Annotated in this window: 20 protein-coding genes and 1 other RNA gene; 4 read left to right on the forward strand and 17 right to left on the reverse strand. The window is 35.8% G+C overall.

Translation table 11 applies throughout. The annotated features are described in order from the left end of the window. The first annotated feature begins 443 nt into the window (after window positions 1–443). The 3 genes from BLR36_RS15540 to BLR36_RS15550 all read left to right on the forward strand — a co-directional run bounded on the left by BLR36_RS15540 (window position 444) and on the right by BLR36_RS15550 (window position 2,349). Window positions 444–797 carry a cyclic-phosphate processing receiver domain-containing protein gene (locus BLR36_RS15540; RefSeq protein WP_175454099.1) on the forward strand — a complete coding sequence of 118 codons (354 nt, stop codon included), beginning with the start codon at window positions 444–446 and terminating at the stop codon, window positions 795–797. A gap of 107 nt (window positions 798–904) precedes the next feature. Next, window positions 905–1,552: a restriction endonuclease gene (locus BLR36_RS15545; RefSeq protein WP_093062658.1), complete on the forward strand. Its 648-nt coding sequence runs from the start codon at window positions 905–907 to the stop codon at window positions 1,550–1,552. Further along, the gene (locus BLR36_RS15550) at window positions 1,549–2,349 is read left to right on the forward strand and encodes a hypothetical protein (protein WP_093062659.1); all 801 of its coding nucleotides are present in this window, start codon (window positions 1,549–1,551) and stop codon (window positions 2,347–2,349) included. Before BLR36_RS15545 ends, BLR36_RS15550 begins: the two co-directional genes overlap by 4 nt. 577 nt (window positions 2,350–2,926) lie before the next feature. On the opposite strand, the gene BLR36_RS15555 is transcribed toward BLR36_RS15550, so the two are convergent. The 3 genes from BLR36_RS15555 to BLR36_RS15565 all read right to left on the reverse strand — a co-directional run bounded on the left by BLR36_RS15555 (window position 2,927) and on the right by BLR36_RS15565 (window position 4,893). Then, the gene (locus tag BLR36_RS15555; RefSeq protein ID WP_093062660.1) at window positions 2,927–3,229 is read right to left on the reverse strand and encodes a DUF960 family protein; all 303 of its coding nucleotides are present in this window, start codon (window positions 3,227–3,229) and stop codon (window positions 2,927–2,929) included. 328 nt (window positions 3,230–3,557) lie between these two features. Then, on the reverse strand, window positions 3,558–4,160 hold the full coding sequence (locus BLR36_RS15560) for a hypothetical protein (RefSeq protein ID WP_093062661.1): 603 nt from the start codon (window positions 4,158–4,160) through the stop codon (window positions 3,558–3,560). Window positions 4,161–4,701: 541 nt separating this feature from the next. Then, window positions 4,702–4,893 carry a hypothetical protein gene (locus tag BLR36_RS15565; RefSeq protein WP_093062662.1) on the reverse strand — a complete coding sequence of 64 codons (192 nt, stop codon included), beginning with the start codon at window positions 4,891–4,893 and terminating at the stop codon, window positions 4,702–4,704. 163 nt (window positions 4,894–5,056) lie between these two features. Here BLR36_RS15565 and BLR36_RS15570 point away from each other — a divergent pair, with 163 nt between their 5' ends. Further along, window positions 5,057–5,845: a hypothetical protein gene (locus BLR36_RS15570; protein ID WP_093062663.1), complete on the forward strand. Its 789-nt coding sequence runs from the start codon at window positions 5,057–5,059 to the stop codon at window positions 5,843–5,845. Between the two features lie 200 nt (window positions 5,846–6,045). On the opposite strand, the gene BLR36_RS15575 is transcribed toward BLR36_RS15570, so the two are convergent. From BLR36_RS15575 to BLR36_RS15640, 14 genes are all read right to left on the reverse strand, one after another. Next, window positions 6,046–7,146, reverse strand: a complete 1,101-nt coding sequence (locus BLR36_RS15575; RefSeq protein ID WP_093062664.1) for a DNA cytosine methyltransferase — start codon at window positions 7,144–7,146, stop codon at window positions 6,046–6,048. A 128-nt stretch (window positions 7,147–7,274) separates the two neighbouring features. Then, window positions 7,275–8,429, reverse strand: a complete 1,155-nt coding sequence (locus BLR36_RS15580) for a phospholipase D-like domain-containing protein (protein ID WP_093062665.1) — start codon at window positions 8,427–8,429, stop codon at window positions 7,275–7,277. Window positions 8,430–8,635: 206 nt separating this feature from the next. Continuing rightward, window positions 8,636–8,990: a transfer-messenger RNA gene (gene ssrA / locus BLR36_RS15585) on the reverse strand. Window positions 8,991–9,083: 93 nt separating this feature from the next. After that, on the reverse strand, window positions 9,084–9,551 hold the full coding sequence (gene smpB / locus BLR36_RS15590) for an SsrA-binding protein SmpB (protein ID WP_093062666.1): 468 nt from the start codon (window positions 9,549–9,551) through the stop codon (window positions 9,084–9,086). Between the two features lie 50 nt (window positions 9,552–9,601). Next, entirely contained in the window at window positions 9,602–11,914 is a 2,313-nt protein-coding gene (gene rnr / locus BLR36_RS15595; RefSeq protein WP_093062667.1) for a ribonuclease R, read from the reverse strand. Between the two features lie 42 nt (window positions 11,915–11,956). Further along, the gene (locus tag BLR36_RS15600; RefSeq protein ID WP_093062668.1) at window positions 11,957–12,703 is read right to left on the reverse strand and encodes an alpha/beta hydrolase; all 747 of its coding nucleotides are present in this window, start codon (window positions 12,701–12,703) and stop codon (window positions 11,957–11,959) included. Between the two features lie 242 nt (window positions 12,704–12,945). Next, window positions 12,946–13,173: a preprotein translocase subunit SecG gene (gene secG / locus BLR36_RS15605; protein ID WP_093062669.1), complete on the reverse strand. Its 228-nt coding sequence runs from the start codon at window positions 13,171–13,173 to the stop codon at window positions 12,946–12,948. Between the two features lie 131 nt (window positions 13,174–13,304). Continuing rightward, the gene (gene eno, locus BLR36_RS15610; RefSeq protein WP_093062670.1) at window positions 13,305–14,600 is read right to left on the reverse strand and encodes a phosphopyruvate hydratase; all 1,296 of its coding nucleotides are present in this window, start codon (window positions 14,598–14,600) and stop codon (window positions 13,305–13,307) included. 2 nt (window positions 14,601–14,602) lie between these two features. After that, entirely contained in the window at window positions 14,603–16,141 is a 1,539-nt protein-coding gene (gpmI, locus tag BLR36_RS15615) for a 2,3-bisphosphoglycerate-independent phosphoglycerate mutase (RefSeq protein WP_093062671.1), read from the reverse strand. Continuing rightward, window positions 16,134–16,895: a triose-phosphate isomerase gene (gene tpiA / locus BLR36_RS15620; protein WP_093062672.1), complete on the reverse strand. Its 762-nt coding sequence runs from the start codon at window positions 16,893–16,895 to the stop codon at window positions 16,134–16,136. Before tpiA ends, gpmI begins: the two co-directional genes overlap by 8 nt. 15 nt (window positions 16,896–16,910) lie before the next feature. Beyond that, window positions 16,911–18,077, reverse strand: a complete 1,167-nt coding sequence (pgk, locus tag BLR36_RS15625) for a phosphoglycerate kinase (RefSeq protein ID WP_371326738.1) — start codon at window positions 18,075–18,077, stop codon at window positions 16,911–16,913. A gap of 169 nt (window positions 18,078–18,246) precedes the next feature. Continuing rightward, window positions 18,247–19,254: a type I glyceraldehyde-3-phosphate dehydrogenase gene (gene gap, locus BLR36_RS15630; protein WP_093062674.1), complete on the reverse strand. Its 1,008-nt coding sequence runs from the start codon at window positions 19,252–19,254 to the stop codon at window positions 18,247–18,249. Window positions 19,255–19,266: 12 nt separating this feature from the next. Further along, window positions 19,267–20,304 carry a sugar-binding transcriptional regulator gene (locus BLR36_RS15635; RefSeq protein WP_093062675.1) on the reverse strand — a complete coding sequence of 346 codons (1,038 nt, stop codon included), beginning with the start codon at window positions 20,302–20,304 and terminating at the stop codon, window positions 19,267–19,269. 267 nt (window positions 20,305–20,571) lie between these two features. Next, window positions 20,572–20,802, reverse strand: coding sequence for a glutaredoxin family protein (locus tag BLR36_RS15640; RefSeq protein ID WP_093062676.1), 231 nt, complete (start codon window positions 20,800–20,802; stop codon window positions 20,572–20,574). Window positions 20,803–20,942 lie beyond the last annotated feature (140 nt).

Here is a 20,942-nt window from a genome sequence, read left to right on the forward strand (position 1 = left end):
CCAAAATTAAATTATTATCTGATATAAAAGTATCATTTCATTTGCATGACTATTTTCTATTGGATATTTTATTGGTTTGAATCTAAAAATACTCTATGTTGCATACATACATTAGTAATGTCTAAATTTTATGTTGTTAAATAGACTTTAGGCAATACAAACATAATGCTATAGAATGAAGGAAAATAGATTCAAAGAGTAGAAATATAATAATGTAATATTCGAATACAAATTTATTATTTCTGGTATCTGAAAAAATTATTGGTACATTATTTGGTTACTGCAAATTTTTCAATAAATTAACAGGGCGTATATACCGGAGTACAATCGCATTCAAGGAGGGATCTGTTTTCATACTGGGGTTCAGGTAGCCACAACTATACAACACGGAAAGACAGTGAACGTAATGAAAAAACTAAAGTCGTGATAAAAGGGTGAGGAACATGATAAATGTATATGTGGATGATTTAAGAGATTGTCCCGTTGGTTTTGTAGTGGCACGAACTTTTCAAGAGGCGATTCACTTACTTGAAAACCAGAAAGTTGATATTCTTTCGCTTGACCATGATTTAGGAGAAGATAAAAAAGGAAATCTACTGCCAACAGGTTATGATTTAGTCAAGTATATTTGCGAAAATAACTTACGAGCAAACAAGATATACATTCATACGGATAACCCAGTCGGAAGAGAAAATATGTATCAGACTCTACAAGGAGCCAAAAGAAGAGGTTTTCTTGATTCAGACATTGAGATCTATCATTATTCGATTACCGAAAATAAATATACAGAGCGATAAACAGAAGGAACATCTGAAAGGTTTTAATACTATTCTTTAACATGGACAACAGCGTTACTTCTTACGGTCAATTCTGAAAAAATGATATCTTGAGAGAGGTAGTTTTTATGGATAATGATATTCCAATGTGGAAAGTATATGAATGGTTAAACACAAAAATTTTACATAATCTAAATAATTCAATAAACGTGAAAGTTTCCCATAATGTGATGCTAACTGGTCTTATTAGTGAGGAAAAAAGACAGGTTGATATTTTTGTTGATTTTAATATTTCTGGATACCAAGTAGCAATTGATTGTAAAAAGTATAGCAATAAAGTTGATATCAAAAAAGTAGAAAGTTTTATTGGAATGTGTGAAGACCTTGGTGTCGATAAAGGAATAATAATTGCTACCAAAGGATTTACTAAAGGTGCAAAGAAAAGGATTCAAAATAACAGTAAAATTGAACTGCAGATATTGGATTGGAAAAAAGCATATAAGAGCATCATAACTGAGTTAGATTATAATAATAACTTAAACGATATATGTACATGCTGTACGACAAAAGATAGTATTATTCCGGGAATACTCCTTTGGGATAGCCCCTATGGAGTAGAAGAATATGATGGTTCAACCAGTATTTACTTTCTGGGTGAATGTCTAAAATGCAATTCAAAATCGATTTATTGCGATCCTTGTGGGATTATTGGTATGAACGCTAAGTACAGCACATTTAAATGTGATTGTTGTGAGAGAGAGGTTACTTTTAAATGATTTCTCTAAAAAATATTATTGATAGTATAAATGCAATTCCCTGGTACTCAACTCCTAACGAATTAGCGAAATTATCTTTCCAATCTAAGACTGAATATCTATTTCGAGATAAATTAGATCTTTATTTTTCAGATAGGTTTTCTCAAGGTATTTCTAATGTATTCCCTATAAGGGAGTGGTCTTCATGGAAAGAGTGGGGCATTGACCCAGTACATTTAGAATTATATGTTAAAGAAAAAGGAATAAATATAAGAAGCAAAGACAAAGAAACAAGAAAAATAGAAATAAGTAAACTCCCAATGGAAATTAAGGATTTAACATTTACTTATGATCTAAAAGGCACCCAAGCGATTGATCTTGCTCTTTTTGAATACCCTAAACTTAAACCTAAGTATGGGAACCCACCTTTCCCACTTGTGTCTCTGTTAGAGTTTAAATGCGAGGTAATTTATCAGTTAACGCCCAGTTTATTAAAGAAAAAGAGTTATATAGAAAAAGATATTCAGCGCATGAAAAAGTTTCAGGTGCTGTATGATCATATCACCTTTTTTGAAATTCTAATTTTAGTTGATTTCCCACATGGAATAAATCCCATGTGGTATCCTTTAAATACCCATTTTGAAGAAATTAATAATTATCAAAAGAAAAAACCAGACGCATTAAACGAAATTAAAAGTTTTATAAATCAATATTTTAGTAAGGATCTACATATAGAATATGTTACTCTATCCGCGGGTATCTATTTAAATACTCCAGTAACACTACACTTTTGGATATTTACAAACAAAGAGACCTAATATATTTTGCCTCCTTAATTGATAAATGATTTTTTAAAATTTATAAAAAAACCTCCTCTCCCTAGTATAATTTATAAATTACTTTTCATAGGTAAATATAAAACAAAGTAGTTCTAATATGGCCAATACTTTTTAAAGAATTGAGAATTTAAAAACATGTGGCTATTAAATCAATCGCGAAGTTAGAATTAATTTATCGTAATAACAAAGAAAAAGAGACCTAGATAGGTCTCTTTAAACTGTCACTCTTTATGGATCATTTATTTTTTCTCTCCATTAACTGTTTCAAGCGCTACAATAAATTTCTCTGCAATACGTAGGATAACTGGAACAGATACAGCATTGCAGACTTGTTTCTAAATATGTGAATTTGCAATCCTTCTGGAATTTAATAATAATTGTCCACCGAGAACCCTTGAAATCTTAATGCCTCTTTTAGAGTTAATTTTCCAAAACCCACTAATCCAAAATTAATGGTACGTTATGATCTTCATAACTTCTCCAAATTACTGCCTCTGATTTCCTTAAGATATTCCAAGTGATAATGAATACTTAAAGATCATTAACTATCTTCCTTTTAATATTCTTCCGCTAACATTACTGTTATACAATCCCCATCATCAATTATGAAAACTTTACCAATAAATTTATTAGTTAAATTTGCTAGCATAAGTTGTTTACTATAAACAGGCTCTTCTTGACTATGATTTATATATGTTGTTTTTTTATTTTTGGATAAGGAAAAATCAAAAACTTGAAGATAATCAAGTTCTACAATATTTTTAATTTCCATTATAGAATCCATCATACCTTTGATTATTTCTGGTATAATTTCATCCTTTACCCGTTTTGTAATATACACCTGTTTAGGCTCAAACATGATCACCACTCCTAATAATCTCTATCTTATATTTTTGATTAAATGACTAACCGCAATTAAAATTCAAGTATAGTACTACTATACAACAAAGAATACAATCATGATTTTTTTACTAAACACAACAGATTAGTTACTAAGCAAAAGATAGTCTTGTTGCTATTTATTCACTCCGTATTTGAGTTGATCGATTACCAGCCCATTATAACCGAATTATTTAGAAAACGCTTAACTAAGTGTAAGGTGAATCTAATCATCTAAAAGTGTTTGTATTTTATTATTTATGGAGAACTTCAGAAGTAATAGATAAGCAATAAAAAAAGGGAAGCAATTATGCCCCCCTTTTTCTTCTTTCCTGCTGGCATTTGCGACAGACTTTCTGACCTTTGAGTCTTGAATTGTTATTACAAAATTGGATCTCCTGTTGTGAGATTGGACCTTTGCAGTCATTGCAAACTTGTTGCTCATTCTGTTGTGTTTGTTCATTTTCATATGGAACTGTCTGATTGTTGAAGTTGTTTGTTGGCTTATTGTATTGTTGTTGATTTGTCTGAGTGTGATTCTGTTTCATGTATTCCTTTTTTCGTGTATTAAAAACACAAGGAATCCCGAATAAGGAAGCAACTTTCGTTAATGCCCCCGCTTGTGCTGTTTTTAGAGCATCCCCGATATACCCAGTTGAATATGTACAACTTCCGAATGCTTCTTTGATCTCCTCCTCGATCTTCATAGTTCCTAATACAAGAACTTCATTACCAATAATTTCATATTTGACGGTGAAATCCCATCTTAAATCTTCCTGTTCATTTAATCTTTCAACGACAGTCGCGTTTGGAACATAGTCATACCACATTCCTTTCTTTCCTTCTCTTTTTTTTATTTGTGAAGGCGCAAATGGTCTCCTCAATTGATTCCACTTTAAAATATCTGTCATAATGATAAATCCTCCCTTTCTTGAGTAAGTATTTATTCTTATCTATTTGAGATTGGTGAGGCATCTCCTTGATTAAAATAGTTACTAAAAGAATATATTTTATAGTTGAAACTTTTTTCTTAACTTCTCCTTAAATTCTTAGATTCTTTTAGACAAAACCCTTTAGTTATTCCGAATTTTCAGTTATAATATAGTGAGTGTAACAAAAGGATACCGTGCGGAAACACGAAAATCCTACCTTTGAGTTAGTGTATGTGTTAAGAGTGTGAACCGAGTTGAATATATAAATGTTAAAAGGACTTTTTCTACACTGTTGTCAAACAGGATGTAGAAGAAGTCCTTTTAACCTTTTGGGACTTCCTGTAGTAACGAATAACTTTTTATTTATCTTGCTTCTGTATGTGCCTTCCTAAGAAAAGAGAACTCTTATGTAAATGTATCCTTTAGGAGCGGCTAAAAAATCTTTTAAGTAGAGATATAGGAAGGGACATTTATAATTACTTCGTATATATTGTCATAAGTTATATGTATATTCAACGGCTTAGAAATTTAGTAAGTAATAGTCTTGCTTTATTAAATCAAATTCCTCTGGTGTAACGACTGTTGTATCTAATTCTCCTTCTTCATCAAGGTATGTTAGAATAATAGAATTTCCATTGTCCTTAACCAAAGTTTTAGATGTTTTAAAAATTTTATTGAGTTGGATTAAGTATTCATTGCTCATTTGTACCATGTAGTATCTCCTCCTTTCTTCGTATTAATTAATTGAACACTGAATCCTCATTACCTTTTTATAATTAAATATTAATGATGAATTTACTAAAAAATACCAACGTAAACTTCGGAATATTTTAAATTTATTGTATAATTTAAAAAGAAAGGATTGAGGAGATACTATGCGGTTACATGTAGAAGAACAATACGATCACGAAGATAATAGTCAAACTGTTTATTCATTCACAAACACAAAAGCGTTTTCACCTATCAGTGTTATCAGTACGGAAGTACTAGAAGAAGTATTTGAATTTGCATTTGGAATGAGTTTTGGAGGTCAAGGATACCACAGAAATCATAGGGCAGGTGGTATTGATCGAAGAAGAAATGGCCAAATATTCGCAGATACTTTTCAAGGAAAACTTGCAGAGTTTGCTTTATGGGACTTTTTTATCTCCAATAATTTAGAAGTTCCAAAACCGGACACAGAAATGTATGAAGAAGGAATTTGGGATACTAGTGATTTTGAATATAAGGATATAAAAATTGCTGTAAAATCAACAAAGTCCTATGGCCAGTTAATGCTGTTAGAGTCTGAAGACTGGAATGATGAAGGACTGTATATACCAAATCTGAATACTGGAAATGAATTATATCACTATTTTATTTTACTTAGAATTCAACCTTTTACCCAATCTATATTATTAGAAAACAGATGTTTGTTCAATGATATAATTGATAAAGATAGTCTTAAGGAATTAATCATGCAACAAGAATACTCTTATGATATTCCAGGATATATTACGAATCGTAATCTTGTTCAATTAATTGAAAATAATTATTTTATTCCTCAAGGTGCATATCTAAATGTCATTCATGAAAAAAACAAAATGGATGCTGATAACTATTACATACAAACCGGACATATGCACCCTATAAACAGGTTAATTAAAATACTACAAAACTTGTAAAAATAAAATGGGATGCTACCATTCAAAGAAAAAATAATAATAAAAAAGGCATTAATCCAAAAGGGTTATTTTTATATCAGATTGGTATTTTTGTAAATCCTCTTTGGAATCCCAATAATATTCCATTTTTAATCCAAAAATATCAATAGCAGTTAAAGGAGATAATGGAACAAGAAAAAAGAGACCCTGAGGGGTCTCTTTTAATTGCTAACTTTTTGATATTCTTCAACTTTACTACTACTTGTTTGTTTTAATGCACTTAAAAGATTCGTAGCAATTCGTTCAATAACTGGTACACTGACAGCATTTCCCGCTTGTTTATATACATGACTATTAGCCATTTTTTCGGGAATCACATAATCCGTTGGAAACCCTTGAATGTTTAAAGTTTCTCTTGGAGTGAGTTTTCTGTATCCCCAATCGTCAATAACCAAAGGAACATTGTGCCCGCCTGTCCCCATGTTGGCTGTTAAAGTTGGGCATACATTACTTTGATTTTCCCTAATATAAACTCTTCTAAGTTGATATACAGTATCACGATTATGCATTGCTTCATGGATCATACCGTAATATTGTGACTCTTCATTGTAATAAAAGTTGTCAGCCTGTTTTACGTTTCTATTTAAGACATCTTCTATTGTTCTAGTTAATGGAATTTTGTCGGGGAATATAAAATTATCAAGGTCTTCTTTTTCTTTAAATCCAACAATGAAAATTCGTTCCCTATTTTGTGGTATGTTTCCATATTCCATTGTGTTCATAACTTTGTGGTCAATAAAATACCCGGAACTACTTAACATTTGTTGAATAACTTTAAATGTATTTCCTTTATCATGGCCAACTAGATTTTTAACATTTTCCAGGAAAATTGCTCTTGGTTGTTTCTTTCTAATGAAACGAACTACATCGAAGAATAAAGTTCCTCTTGGATCAATTGCTTCTGTCTTATTACTTTTACAGTTTGGACATAATACTTCTGAAATATATTGTTCATAAGTTACATCGTGTTGGCATTTGCAATCATCACATTGATATTTCATTCCATGTCTATTTCCTGCAACACTAAATGCAACACATGGCCATCCAGCAGTAATAATATCTACATCAGGCATATCATTTTCATCTAAATTACGAATATCATCTACTACTAATTCGTGTTCAAAATTGGCTTTATATGTGATAGCCGCATTTTTATCTATTTCATTTGCCCACTTAATTATGGCACCGGCTCTTTCAAACCCTTTATCTATTCCACCAACGCCCGCGAAAAGTGAGGCAACTGTAAATCTATCGTTTTCCATAAAATAACCTCCATAGGGAAGAACTGATGTTCTTAATTATATCTACACTAATTGTAGCATGATTTTGCTAATCTGGCTGCCCCCAAGAGAATATTTTCACATATTGTCATCTGAAAGTCTAGTATTTGCTATTTATTGTTCTCTTCAAATTCATCATAAGTTCCAGTTTCAGCAAAATCTATACGGAATACTAAATCATCTAGTTTCGTCACAACTACAGAATCAATTCCTATACTGTCTAACAATACTTTTGTAACAAGAGTCCGAGGTGGAAGTTGTAGAACTGTCTGTAAAATCCAATTTCCTAATTCTCTGTTTGGATTTGACATAAATCCTTTTCCTCCACCTTGACAAACTTTCGCTGAAAGTCTCTGTCCGTTCGGTAGAATAAGAGTACACGGTTCTCTATGATCTGTCACCTTGTCGTATGGAAAGAAACCTTCAAATCGGTTATGAATCCAACTAGGAATTGGAATATAAACTTCATCCTCATGTCTTGGTTTTCCACTTCTTTCCTTAGCATTCCACTGATTTAAACCACTCTTCGGATAAACTAGACCATCTTGTGCAGAATATAATGGTAGCACAACAAATTCGTATTGTTCTTCCAAACTTTCGTGGGATAGATACATATTTTTTGCTTCCTCACCCAATAAGAATTCAAATGGATTGTCCAATATGTCCACGTCAAAAGTAGCAACTGCATTGTCTGTAATGAATCTCTTGTACAACGTACTTTTTGATATAGAAAATTTGTATTCTGCATATTGATCGCTAAACCAAATGTTTTTTGCTGTAGTCGCAGTGGTGTTTAATCTCAATGTATCTAAATCAATCTTTTTTAGTTGCTCCTCATGAATTTCAAATGAACCTTCTTTACGAGTCACTAAGTGATAAATCATTTCATCAGCATCTGTAATTCGCAAAGCCAAATCAATACGATCATTTCTTAAGCATGATACTATTTCCATAATTTTATTAGGGGACTCATTTTGGAAATAATTTATGGCATGGTTAAATTCAGCAATTTTTTCTACGCATCGACCATTTCTGTGTTGAAAAGTTTTTAATGCTATTCCTACCTTATCTTTCATTGCATCGAAGGTAATATCCCCTCTTGATAAGTTGTGTGCTTCCAGTGACCTACAAAAGATATTTTCAGCCGCACGATAATACAGGTAAGGCACCTCGTTATCCGAAAAAAGGTTAGACAGTGAACCTACTGTTTGTAATAACTTAATATATTCTCTTCTTTGTTCTTCACTTTGATTATTATAAAACATCTATAGTTCCCCCTTCCTATAAACATCATAACAATGATTGAATCATCACTACAATAGTAATAAAAATTATCACCAAAAAGTAACAAAAAAAAGGAGTAGGGAAATTAATCCCTGCTCCTTTTTTCGTCTTGTATGTTCTTTATCCCAATTCGCTTATAATAAATCGTTTTTCTTGAGACGATTATTAGTTTGTACTTGGGTATTGCAGATGGAGACGGCGGGATTTGAACCCGCGTCCAGAAACTCTAACACTTAAGCTTCTACGCGTGTATCTTACCTATTTGAAGTTTCGCGTAGCATTATGCCGATAAGCGGGCGTCCTGTACGCTAACTTGAAAATCTCTTGTAGACAGCTCAAGTTGCACTGGCTACCGTATCCCACTAAAGTTGAGCTCTACCTAGCCACATGGGCGATGGATAGATAAAGCAGATCCGAGCTTACGCTGCGAATGCTAAGTTGTTGTTTGTTTTGCCTGTTGTTATAAGTTCCGTTTTTACGGAGCCGAGCCTCCGACGCGCAACTCAAGCTCAGACTATCCCTGTCGAATCCATAACGTCCCCGTTTATGGAATATGTTGCTTAGTTACATAACTTACTATACATCAAATATGGTCAAAATTCAAGTGAGACATTCTACCAGCAATGGTAAACCTATTACTGGTTACGTTCTTTAAATGCTCTTTCCATATCACGTTTGGCTTCTTTTTTCTTCAAGACGTCACGTTTATCGTAATCTTTTTTCCCTTTACCTAAACCTATCAATACTTTGGCGTAGCCACTTTTCAGATACATCTTCAATGGTACGATCGTATAACCATCTCTTTTTGTATCCCCGATTAACGTACTGATTTGTTTTTTGTGCAACAATAGTTTTCTAGCTCTTAATGGATCGTGGTTAAATCGATTTCCTTGCTCGTATGGACTAATATGCATATTGGAAATCCACGCTTCGTTATTACGAATTCGTATGAAAGCATCCTTTAGTTGCACCTTACCATTACGAATAGATTTAATCTCTGTACCTTGAAGTACAATCCCTGCTTCGATCGTTTCTTCGATAAAATAATCATGGTTTGCTTTTTTGTTCTGTGCAAGTACCTTATCATCATGCTTTTTAGCCATTTCATTCACCCCTCAAAAACTAAAGAAAGAGCGACTTTGTAATCGCTCCGTTATTTTTTCTTCGGTCGTTTACGACGTTGAGATTTTTTCGCAACTGACTCGTAAAACTTTTGTTTCTGTTTTGTTCCTTTTTTCGGACCAGGCTGAGATTTTTCTCTATTTCCAGTACCACTGCTGCCCTTTTTAGACGCATGTATAACTTTTGGTGTTTCTTTTCTAGTGCGCTGGAATGCTTTTTTCATTCCGACGATTTCAAAATCAATCGAAGCTTCTTCTGGTTTTACAGCAGACACTCGAACCGTAACTTCATCACCGATACGGAACTGCTTTCCAGCTCGTTCCCCAATCATCATCATTTGACGATCGTCAAAACGATAATAATCATCGGTCATATTCGTCACATGTACGAGACCTTCAATCGTATTTGGAAGTTCGATAAATAGACCGAAGTTCGTTACGGAACTAACAATCCCTTCAAATTCCTCGCCGATTTTATCAGCCATATACTGAGCTTTTTTCAGTGCATCCGTATCACGCTCAGCATCTACTGCGCGACGTTCCCGTTTAGACGTATGCTCAGCAATATCGTCCATAATGGCTCCCCAATGGTTAATGGTTGCCTGCGACACGTCTTCATTCACTAAATACGTACGTATTAAACGATGAACGATTAAATCCGGATAACGACGAATTGGTGATGTGAAGTGGGTATAAAATTCGGTTGATAAACCAAAATGTCCTAGACATTCGGAATAGTATTTAGCCTGTTGTAATGAACGTAAAAGCATCGTAGAAATAACCGGTTCTTCTGGCATTCCTTCAATGTTTTCGATAATTTCCTGTAATGCTTTTGGATGAACTTCGTTACCAGTCCCTTTAACGACTATCCCAAAATTCGTTAAGAAATTAAAGAATCGTTCTAGTTTTTCGGGCTTTGGATCTTCGTGAATACGATAAATAAACGGTACGTCCATCCATTTAAAATGTTCTGCAACTGTTTCGTTGGCAGCAAGCATGAACTCTTCAATTAAACGCTCTGCAACAGTACGCTCTCGAGTTGCAATATCTGTTGGCCAGCCATCTTCATCGACTATTATTTTTGCTTCTGGGAAGTCAAAGTCAATTGCTCCACGTCGTTCACGTTTGTTACGTAGGATTTCCGCTAGCTCTCCCATTAGCTCGAACATCGGCACTAAGTCTTTATAACGCTCTATTAATTCTTCGTCTTTTTCTTCTATAATCTTGTATACATCCGAGTACGTCATTCTTTCAGTAGTTCGAATCACACTTTGGAAAATTTCGTGTGAGGTAACCATCCCTGACCCATCAATGATCATTTCACAGGATAAGGTTAAACGATCTACTTGTGGATTTAACGAACAAATTCCGTTAGACAATCGATGTGGAATCATAGGAATAACACGATCGGCTAAGTATACACTTGTTCCACGATCATATGCTTCTCGGTCTAATGGCGATCCTTCCGTTACATAATGACTTACGTCAGCGATATGGACGCCAAGTTTATATGTACCATCGGAATTTTTCGTAACAGTTACGGCATCATCCAAGTCTTTAGCGTCTGCTCCATCAATTGTAACGATTACTTCATTTCGAAGATCTCTACGATCATCCATGTCCTTCTCGTCAATTTGATCTGGTACAGACTCTGCTTGGTTGATCACTTCTTCTGGGAAGTCAATCGTTATTCCATGCTTATAAATAATAGAAAGTATATCGACACCTGGATCATTTTTATGACCTAGAATTTGTGTTACCATCCCTGTAGCGGACTTTCTTTCATTTGGCCACTCGGTAATTTCTACGACTACCTTATGCCCCTCAATTGCCCCAAGCGTGTCTCCTTTGGCGATAAAGACATCCATAGGGACTTTTTTATCGTCTGGGATTACAAATCCAAAGCCTTTATTGTCTTGGAATGTTCCAACAACCTGCGTCATACCGCGCTGTGTTATTTTTATAATGGATCCTTCTCTGCGATCTCCTGATGTTTCTTTGGAAACACGAACGAGTACCTTGTCTCCGTTGACTGCTCCATTTACCTCGGTAGGTGGGATGAAAATGTCATCCATTCCGCTCTCTTCCGGAGTAACGAAACCGAACCCTTTTGCATGCCCAATAAATTTCCCAACGATTAAATTCATGCGAGAAGGAATCCCATATCTATTCGATCTAGAGCGAACGACGAAACCATATTCCTCCATTTGGACTAGTGTTTTCACTAGCTCTTTAAATTCATCAGCATCTACCAGATTAAAATGCTCTTCTAGCTCTTTTGTAGTCATTGGTTTATATTCTTCTGTGTTCATTAGATCTAGTAATTGTTGTTTCATATTTTCCATCTAACATCCCTCCTTTTTCAGCGTGTGCACATTTGGACTGTTTTACACATTCCAATCAAGCGACTCTAAAAAGTTTAATATATCTTCGTGCAATTGTTCTTTTTCTGAACCCAGTGTGATTACGTGTCCGGAGTTTTCATACCAATTTAGTTTTTTCTCGAATGATTCCGCCTGTTCATATATATACTCAGCAGAAGAAATATCGATAACTTTATCTTTTTTTCCTTGAGTAACTAATAAAGGAGCATATACATGATCCACATGCTCACGAACATTGTAAACAAATTCTCTTAGCTCAGCCAATGTCTCCATTGGTGTTTTTCGAATAGCCTCTACTTCTTCTTCGATTTGTTGTTCGGATTTTCCTTCATATTTTTTATATTCTTTTGCGTATTTTACTACACCTTCAAACATAATATCAGTCGTTTTCATCGTCATCGGGGAGCACATAGTGACAATACCTTTTACAGGTACTGTATACCCTAACTTCAGTGAAAATACTCCTCCAAGTGAAAGCCCGGCAACAGCAATTTCCTCATAGCCAGCTGCTTTTAAACGGTCATATCCTCTCATAACATCCTTCCACCAGTCCTGTGGTCCTGTTTCCAATAGTTCTTCTGGTGGCACACCATGTCCTTTGTAATGAGGAGCGAGTGATGTGTAGCCGTTTTTCTCTAAAAAGCGTCCAAGCATACGAACATCTGAAGAATTTCCTGTAAAACCATGAAGCAGCAATACCGCACGTTTGCCAGCTTCAAAGAAAAATGGCTTAGGAGTTGAAATTCGCATATGTAAAACCTCCATCAATAATAGCTTTTTGCATTATTTATCATACTAATTATTTCATTAATTAGTTTAATATGCCCGAATAATGCCTTATATTTCATATGTATAATTATTTTTAGTTAAAAGAAAACGCCTAACCAATCAGAAGTCGGTCAGGCGGTTCACATCTGTTTATTAATCAAAAGGCTTTGGCTTTAGTGTATAATACACTCACCGGAATAAATGACCCTATCAATAGAGTAGGATTAAAATTTAGTTATGGCAATAGTCAATATAAAAAATAGAACTGCAAGTACAACCGTCACTCTATGTAAGACTAAGTCCATACCTCGAGCTTTTTGTTTTCCAAAAAGTTGTTCAGCTCCACCAGAGATGGCTCCTGAAAGACCAGCACTTTTCCCTGATTGTAACAATACAACAACGATTAATGCGAGCGCAACGATGACAAGTAAAGTCAATATTAATGCGTGCATTTATTCCACCTCCTGAAAAGAACGTTCACAATATATATAATTTTACCAAAAAACAAGTACATTTACAACCTATCCCCCAAAATATTTAGGTAAAAAAGCAGTTAGCAAATTTCGCTAACTGCTTTTTTACATTATTTTTTTAAGTTATAGAATGTTTTTTCGCCTAGGTACTGAGCAGTTTCGTATAACTGATCTTCAATACGCAGTAATTGGTTGTATTTTGCTACACGGTCTGAACGAGATGGTGCACCAGTTTTGATTTGACCAGCGTTTGTTGCAACTGCGATATCTGCAATTGTTACATCCTCTGATTCACCAGAACGGTGAGAAATAACTGCTGTGTAACCAGCGCGTTTTGCCATTTCAATTGCATCAAATGTTTCCGTAAGTGTACCAATTTGGTTAACTTTTACAAGAATAGAGTTACCTATACCTTGTTCAATTCCTTGCGATAATTTTTCAGTATTCGTTACAAATAGATCATCGCCCACTAACTGTACTTTTTTGCCTAAGCGTTCTGTTAATAATTTATGACCTGCCCAGTCGTTTTCGTCTAAGCCGTCTTCAATTGAAATGATTGGGTATTTTTCGCAAAGCTCTTCATACCAAGCAACCATTTCTTCAGAAGTTTTTACAACACCTTCACCAGATAAGTGGTATTTGCCATCTTCTTTATTGAATAATTCAGAGGCAGCAACGTCCATTGCAAGAAGTACTTCTTCTCCTGGTTTATAACCAGCTTTTTCAATTGCAGTCATAATAGTAGAAAGAGCTTCTTCGTTAGATTTTAAGTTCGGTGCAAATCCGCCTTCATCTCCAACTGCTGTGTTAAGCCCAGCTTCTTTTAATACTGCTTTTAAGCTATGGAAAATTTCTGCTCCCATACGTAATGCATGACGGAATGATTCTGCGCCTACTGGCATTACCATAAATTCTTGGATATCCACGTTATTATCCGCATGCTCTCCACCATTTACGATGTTCATCATCGGCACTGGAAGTTGCTTTGCATTAAATCCACCTAAGTATTGATAAAGTGGAACATCTAAGTAATCTGCAGCTGCATGTGCAACAGCGATAGATACACCTAAAATAGCGTTTGCGCCTAAATTTCCTTTATTTTCAGTTCCGTCTAGTTCGATCATTGCATGGTCAATTTCTACCTGATCCAATACGGAGAAATTCTCTTCTAGTTCAGCTGCAATAATGTTGTTTACATTCTCAACTGCTTTTAAAACACCTTTGCCTAGATATCTTGACTTATCACCATCACGAAGTTCTACTGCTTCATATTCACCAGTAGATGCACCAGACGGAACGATTGCGCGTCCATATCCACCGCTTTCTGTAAATACTTCTACTTCTACTGTTGGATTTCCGCGTGAATCTAATACTTCACGTGCTTGAATTTGTGTAATAATTGGCATTTTTAACTCTCCGTTTCGATTAGTGTTTTACCTGTCATTTCAGGCGGTGTTTCTATCCCTAATAAGTGTAACATGGTTGGAGCCAAATCGGCTAAAATTCCGTCGCTTCTTAGCGTTTCATTTTTTACTGTAACTACTACTGGGACAGGATTTGTCGTGTGCGCTGTCATTGGCTGACCTTCCATCGTTGTTACTTCATCTGAATTTCCGTGATCTGCTGTAATAATAGCATGTCCACCTTTTGCTAAAATGGCATCTACAACTTTGCCTAGACAATCGTCCACTGCTTCAATAGCTTTTATCGTCGGTTCTAACATGCCACTATGTCCCACCATATCAGGATTAGCAAAATTTAAAATAATTGCATCAAATCGATCATTTGCAATTGCATCCAACAGAGCATCGGTTACTTCATAAGCGCTCATCTCAGGCTGTAAATCATATGTAGCAACCTTTGGCGAGTTGATTAGAATACGTTCTTCCCCTGGGAAGGTTTCTTCTCTACCACCACTCATAAAGAACGTGACATGTGGATACTTCTCGGTTTCTGCAATTCGTAATTGTGTTTTGTTATGTTTGGAAATTACTTCTCCTACTGTGTTATACAAATTCTCTTTCTCAAACACTACATCTGCCACAACATCATCACTATAATGAGTGAACGTAACAAATTTCAAGTTCGTTGGATGCGTGTCGCTTAAAGGAATACTATCAAATGATGGTGTGTTTAAAGCTAGCGATAATTGAATAGCACGGTCAGGTCGGAAATTAAAGAAAATGACCGCATCATTCGTTTCAATTGATACAGCAGGCTTTGCATCTTCCTCTATCACAAAAGGAACAACAAATTCATCGACAATATCCTCTTCATAGGATGCTAAAATACCAGCTGTTGCTGATTCTGCGGTTTTACCTAAACCTTCTACAATGGCTTTATATGCTATTAAAACCCTTTCCCATCTGCGATCGCGATCCATTGCATAGTATCTACCACTAATAGAAGCAAATTTCCCTATACCAATTTCCTTCATTTGTTTCTCTGTTTCTGCTACATAACCAATCGCCGTGCGCGGACCAACGTCGCGTCCATCCAAAAAGCCATGGACAAATACTTCTTCGAGTCCTTGTTCTTTTGCAAGCTTCAACAAAGCAAACAAATGCTTATAGTGACTATGAACACCACCATCTGAAAGCAAGCCCATCAAGTGTAATTTCCCACCTGTTTGTTTTACATGGTCAATTGCAGCTAATAGCTTTGGCTCTAAGAAAAATTCTCCTTCACGAATTGATTTGTGAATTCGAGTTAGGTTTTGGTATACGACTCTACCTGCACCAATATTTAAATGACCAACCTCTGAATTACCCATTTGACCTTCAGGCAGACCTACTGCTTCTCCTGAGGCCGTCAAAGTAGCATTCGGAAAGGTCTTCCAATATCGATCGAAGTTCGGTTTATTTGCTTGAGCAACAGCATTCCCAAACGTTTCATGACGCAAACCGAAACCATCTAGAATGATTAGTGCTACTGGACTTTTAGGCATTTGCACCAGCCTCCAATAGTTTCACAAAAGAGTCTACTTGTAGGCTTGCTCCTCCTACTAATGCACCGTCAATATGCTCCTTGGAAAGAAGCTCTTCAATATTTTCTGGTTTCACACTACCACCGTATTGGATGCGAACCTGACTAGCTACTTCTTCTCCAAAACCATCTAAAATCGTTTCACGAATTGCTTGGCATACGTCATTTGCATCATCTGCAGTAGCCGTTTTTCCAGTTCCAATCGCCCAAATTGGCTCATATGCAATAATCGATTGAATTAGTTGCTCTTCTGTTAATCCTTCAATTGCAGCCATTACTTGGTTAGAAACAATCGTTTCTGTTTCGTTTTGCTCACGCTGCTCCAATGTTTCACCCACACAAATGATTGGTGTTAGGTTAAACTCAAAAGCAGATTTTACTTTTTTATTGACCGATTCATCTGTTTCATTGAAATATTGACGACGTTCAGAGTGACCAATTACAACGTATTCTACTCCTAAGTCTTTCAGCTGATGACCACTAACTTCACCTGTAAATGCTCCCTCTTTTTCCTCGTGCATCGTTTGAGCACCGATAGAAACGAACGAACCCTTTGTCGCTTGAACAAGCTGATCTAAAAATAGCGCTGGAGCGCAGATTACTGCATCAACTTTTGTGCTATCCACTTGTTGTTCTTTTAACTGAAGTGCAAATTCCTTTGCCTCACCAAGTGTTTTATACATCTTCCAATTCCCTGCTATTACTGGTTTACGCATATGACATCTCCTCCATTACTTATCGTTTAAAGCGGAAACTCCAGGCAAATCCTTACCTTCCATAAACTCTAAGGAAGCTCCTCCACCTGTAGAAATATGATCCATCTTCTCGCCAACATTGAACTTTTCAACAGCAGCTGCAGAATCGCCACCACCGATAATCGTATAGCCTGCAGTTTCAGCCATTGCATTTGCTACAGCTTTTGTACCTTCTGCAAATGCATCCATTTCGAATACACCCATCGGTCCATTCCAAATAATTAGCTTACTATTTTTAATAACGTCTGCGTATAGTTCTCTTGTTTTTGGACCAATATCTAATCCCATCCAATCAGAAGGAATGTCAGTGATATCTACTACTTTTGTGTTAGCATCCTTTGAAAATTCATCTGCCACTACTACATCTACTGGCAAATAGAACGAAACACCTTTTTCTTTTGCTTTTTCAATGAAGCCTCTAGCTAGGTCAATTTTATCTTCTTCCAGTAGAGATGTTCCAACATCACGGCCTTGTGCCTTCGTAAAAGTATACGATAAGCCTCCACCTATAATAATATTATCTGCTTTGTCCAATAAATGATCGATTACCCCAATTTTATCTTTTACTTTTGCTCCGCCGATAATGGCAGTAAAAGGACGTTCAGGCTCAGCTAAAGCTTTTCCTAATACATCTAACTCTTTTTGCATTAATAGCCCTGACACAGCTGGAAGTAGTTTTGCGATCCCTTCTGTTGTAGCATGTGCACGATGAGCAGCACCAAAAGCATCGTTAACATACACATCTGCTAGCTTCGCAAAAGATTTTGCTAGCTCTGCGTCATTCTTTTCCTCACCTGCATGGAAACGAACGTTTTCTAATAGTACAATGTCGCCGTCTTCCATTTCTGAAACTGTTTTTTCCACAGCTTCGCCGATAGATTCATCTAATTTTTGTACTGGCTTATCCAAAAGTTTTGCTAAATGTTCTCCAACCTTAGTCAAACGTAAATCTTCCTTCACTTCACCTTTTGGTCGTCCCATATGGCTTGCTAAGATTACTTTTGCACCTTGTTCGATTAAATAACTAATCGTTGGGAGTGCCGCACGAATTCTTGTATCGTCCGTGATAGCTCCATCTTCCATTGGGACGTTAAAGTCCACTCGACAAAATACACGTTTTCCTTGTAAAGCTACATCGCTCATTGCTTGTTTAACCTTCATGAGATAAGCCTCCTTGTTAATCTGTAAAAAAAAGGAGCGAGGGGGTAATCCCTGGCTCCTTTACCCTCTTTCATTATAGAGGTAAATCTATCGAATCGCCACGAAAAATCACATTGTTACTATGTGCTTTCCTTAGTCAAGTACGAAAGAGTTATAGTCCTTTTTTAGCCATAAGTAATGCAAGGTCGATACAACGTGCAGAATATCCTGATTCATTGTCGTACCATGCTAATACTTTTACTAAATTATCTCCAAGTACCATAGTAGAAAGACCATCTACAGTAGATGAAGCTGTATTTCCGTTATAATCTCTAGAAACTAAAGGAAGTTCATTGTACTCCATAATTCCTTTTAATTCATTTTCAGAAGCAGATTTTAGTACTGCATTTAACTCATCCACTGTAACGTTTTTGTCTAATTCAGCTACAAAGTCAACGATAGAAACGTTTGGAGTTGGTACACGAACTGCCATACCATCTAATTTCCCTTTTAACTCAGGAAGTACTTTTGCTACTGCTGCAGCTGCTCCTGTAGTTGTAGGAATCATAGATTCTGCTGCTGCACGCGCACGACGATAATCGCTATGTGGTAAGTCTAAAATACGTTGGTCATTTGTGTATGAGTGAATAGTAGTCATCATTCCACGCTTAATACCAAATTGATCTTGTAATACTTTTGCTACTGGTGATAAACAGTTTGTAGTACATGAAGCATTTGATACTACATGGTCTGTTTCTGGATTATATTGATCAGCATTTACACCCATTACAAATGTAGGCATATTATCTTTTGCTGGAGCAGAAAGGATAACTTTTTTAGCACCCGCTTCTATATGTTTACCAGCTTTTTCAGTTGTGCTGAAAATACCTGTACATTCAATTACGATATCTACTTGTTGCTCTTTCCATGGCAATGCAGAAGGATCTTTTTCAGCAAATACGCGAATTTTTTTACCGTTTACTACAAGGTATTCTCCTTCAGAAGTAACTTCTGCATTGAAAATCCCATGAACTGAATCGTATTTCAATAAATGAGCAAGCATTGCTGCATCCGTTAAATCATTGATTGCTACTACTTCTAGTTCATTTTGTTCTAAAGCTTCTCTGAATACTTTACGTCCAATACGTCCAAAACCATTAATCGCTAATTTTACTGTCATTTTAAATTCCTCCTAGTTGTTTTGTTCTATTAATCGCATTATTTCATGTGCTGCACCTTCATCGGTTACTAAAACCGTTTGGGCTGGTGCCTGTTTAAAATATGACAACAGAGCATTTGCTTTTTTTGCGCCTCCAGCTACTGCTAGAAGATGCTCCATATTTTCCAATTGTTTAAGCTGAACACCAATCGTGCGAATTCTGTGTACCGCTTCTCCTTGGGCATTAAAGTAATACCCGAAGGCCTCACTTACTGCACCGATTTCTTTCAAGCGTTGCATTTCCTCTAAACTAGAATTTCTTCGGCGAGCCATTTCAAGCGCATCTCCAATACCATGAATAATGATATTCGTCCGCTCATAAAAATCCATCATTTCTTTTATAAATGGCTCATTTTTCATTGCTGCGTAAGCTTCCTCACTCAGGCTATCTGGCATGTATAATGTCCGATACGATCCATTCATTTTGTTCGCAAAGAGAGAGGCGATTGTATTAGCTTGTAATCGAACATCCTTACCTACTCCACCTCTTGCTGCTATAAATAACAGCCGCTTCCACTTGTCCGTTTGATGAACATAATTCGAAATAGAAGCAATCGTTGTTCCACCTGTAACTGCAATGATGGATTCATCCGATAAAATACTCTCTAAATATTTCGCCGCTTCTTGTGACTGAAGTAAAACAGAATTAGGATTAGTATCTACATTTCCCGGGACAATTATCACTTCTTTAATATTTAAATTACTAGCAAGTGATTGTTCGAGCTGCAATCTACCAGACCATTCTCGTACAACTTCTTTAAGCTCGATCAATAAATCTTTGCCACTAGAAGTTATACTTGCTCCATCTCTCGATATTTCTATCAATCCTTGATTGCGCAAAAAGTCTAATTCTTTTCTTGTTTCTCTTTCTGACAATCCTAGAAGATCTCCGATTACTCGACGACCAGACCCTGCAGACAATTGAATGGTTTGAAGTATTCGATACCTTTTCTGTAACAAGATGCTCATCTCAGGCAATAATTTTAATTGAGCCTGTAGTAATGAATCCATTTTTCACATCCCAACTGATTGTGACGTTTTTGTCCCACCACTTCACTTTTTGTCCCATATACTTAAAAAAAATTAATTTCTAAAATAAGCTTACAATATTCTATTCCCGATAGCAAGAATTTGAAACATTTTGTAAACAAATTCAAGGAAAAAATCATTCAACATATAAATGGCTATGTTGTGATTTAGGGGAGCTAGGAGCGATTATGAGTTCCTATATTGCGGTTTGGAACTTTTGACTCGCGATTCAGTCACGGTAACTTGTGATTAGAGTAGTGCCTCCAAAATAGTTGCGTAATCCACTTGCCCATATTGAATAATTTTGTCTTCCAATTCGATGACTGGGATCATCAGCATATATTTTTCATGAAGTGCATCGTCTTTTTCAATATTTATCTCATTTATTTCAAATTCAACATCTTCTCTTACTAGCTTTAGCATAAGCCTTGCATCATCACATAAATGGCAGCCAGGTCTTGTGTAGAATTTGATAATCATTTAGTATTCCTCCCATCAAACATCTAATACACATTTATTATAGCCTTTTTTAGTCAATTCGTATGCTACTCTCGACATGTTGAGTCAACTAAAAATTTACGTAAAAGAATGACATCAAAATACTTAAATACAATTTATTC

Source organism: Psychrobacillus sp. OK028 (assembly GCF_900103605.1).
Classification (GTDB): Bacteria; Bacillota; Bacilli; order Bacillales_A; family Planococcaceae; genus Psychrobacillus.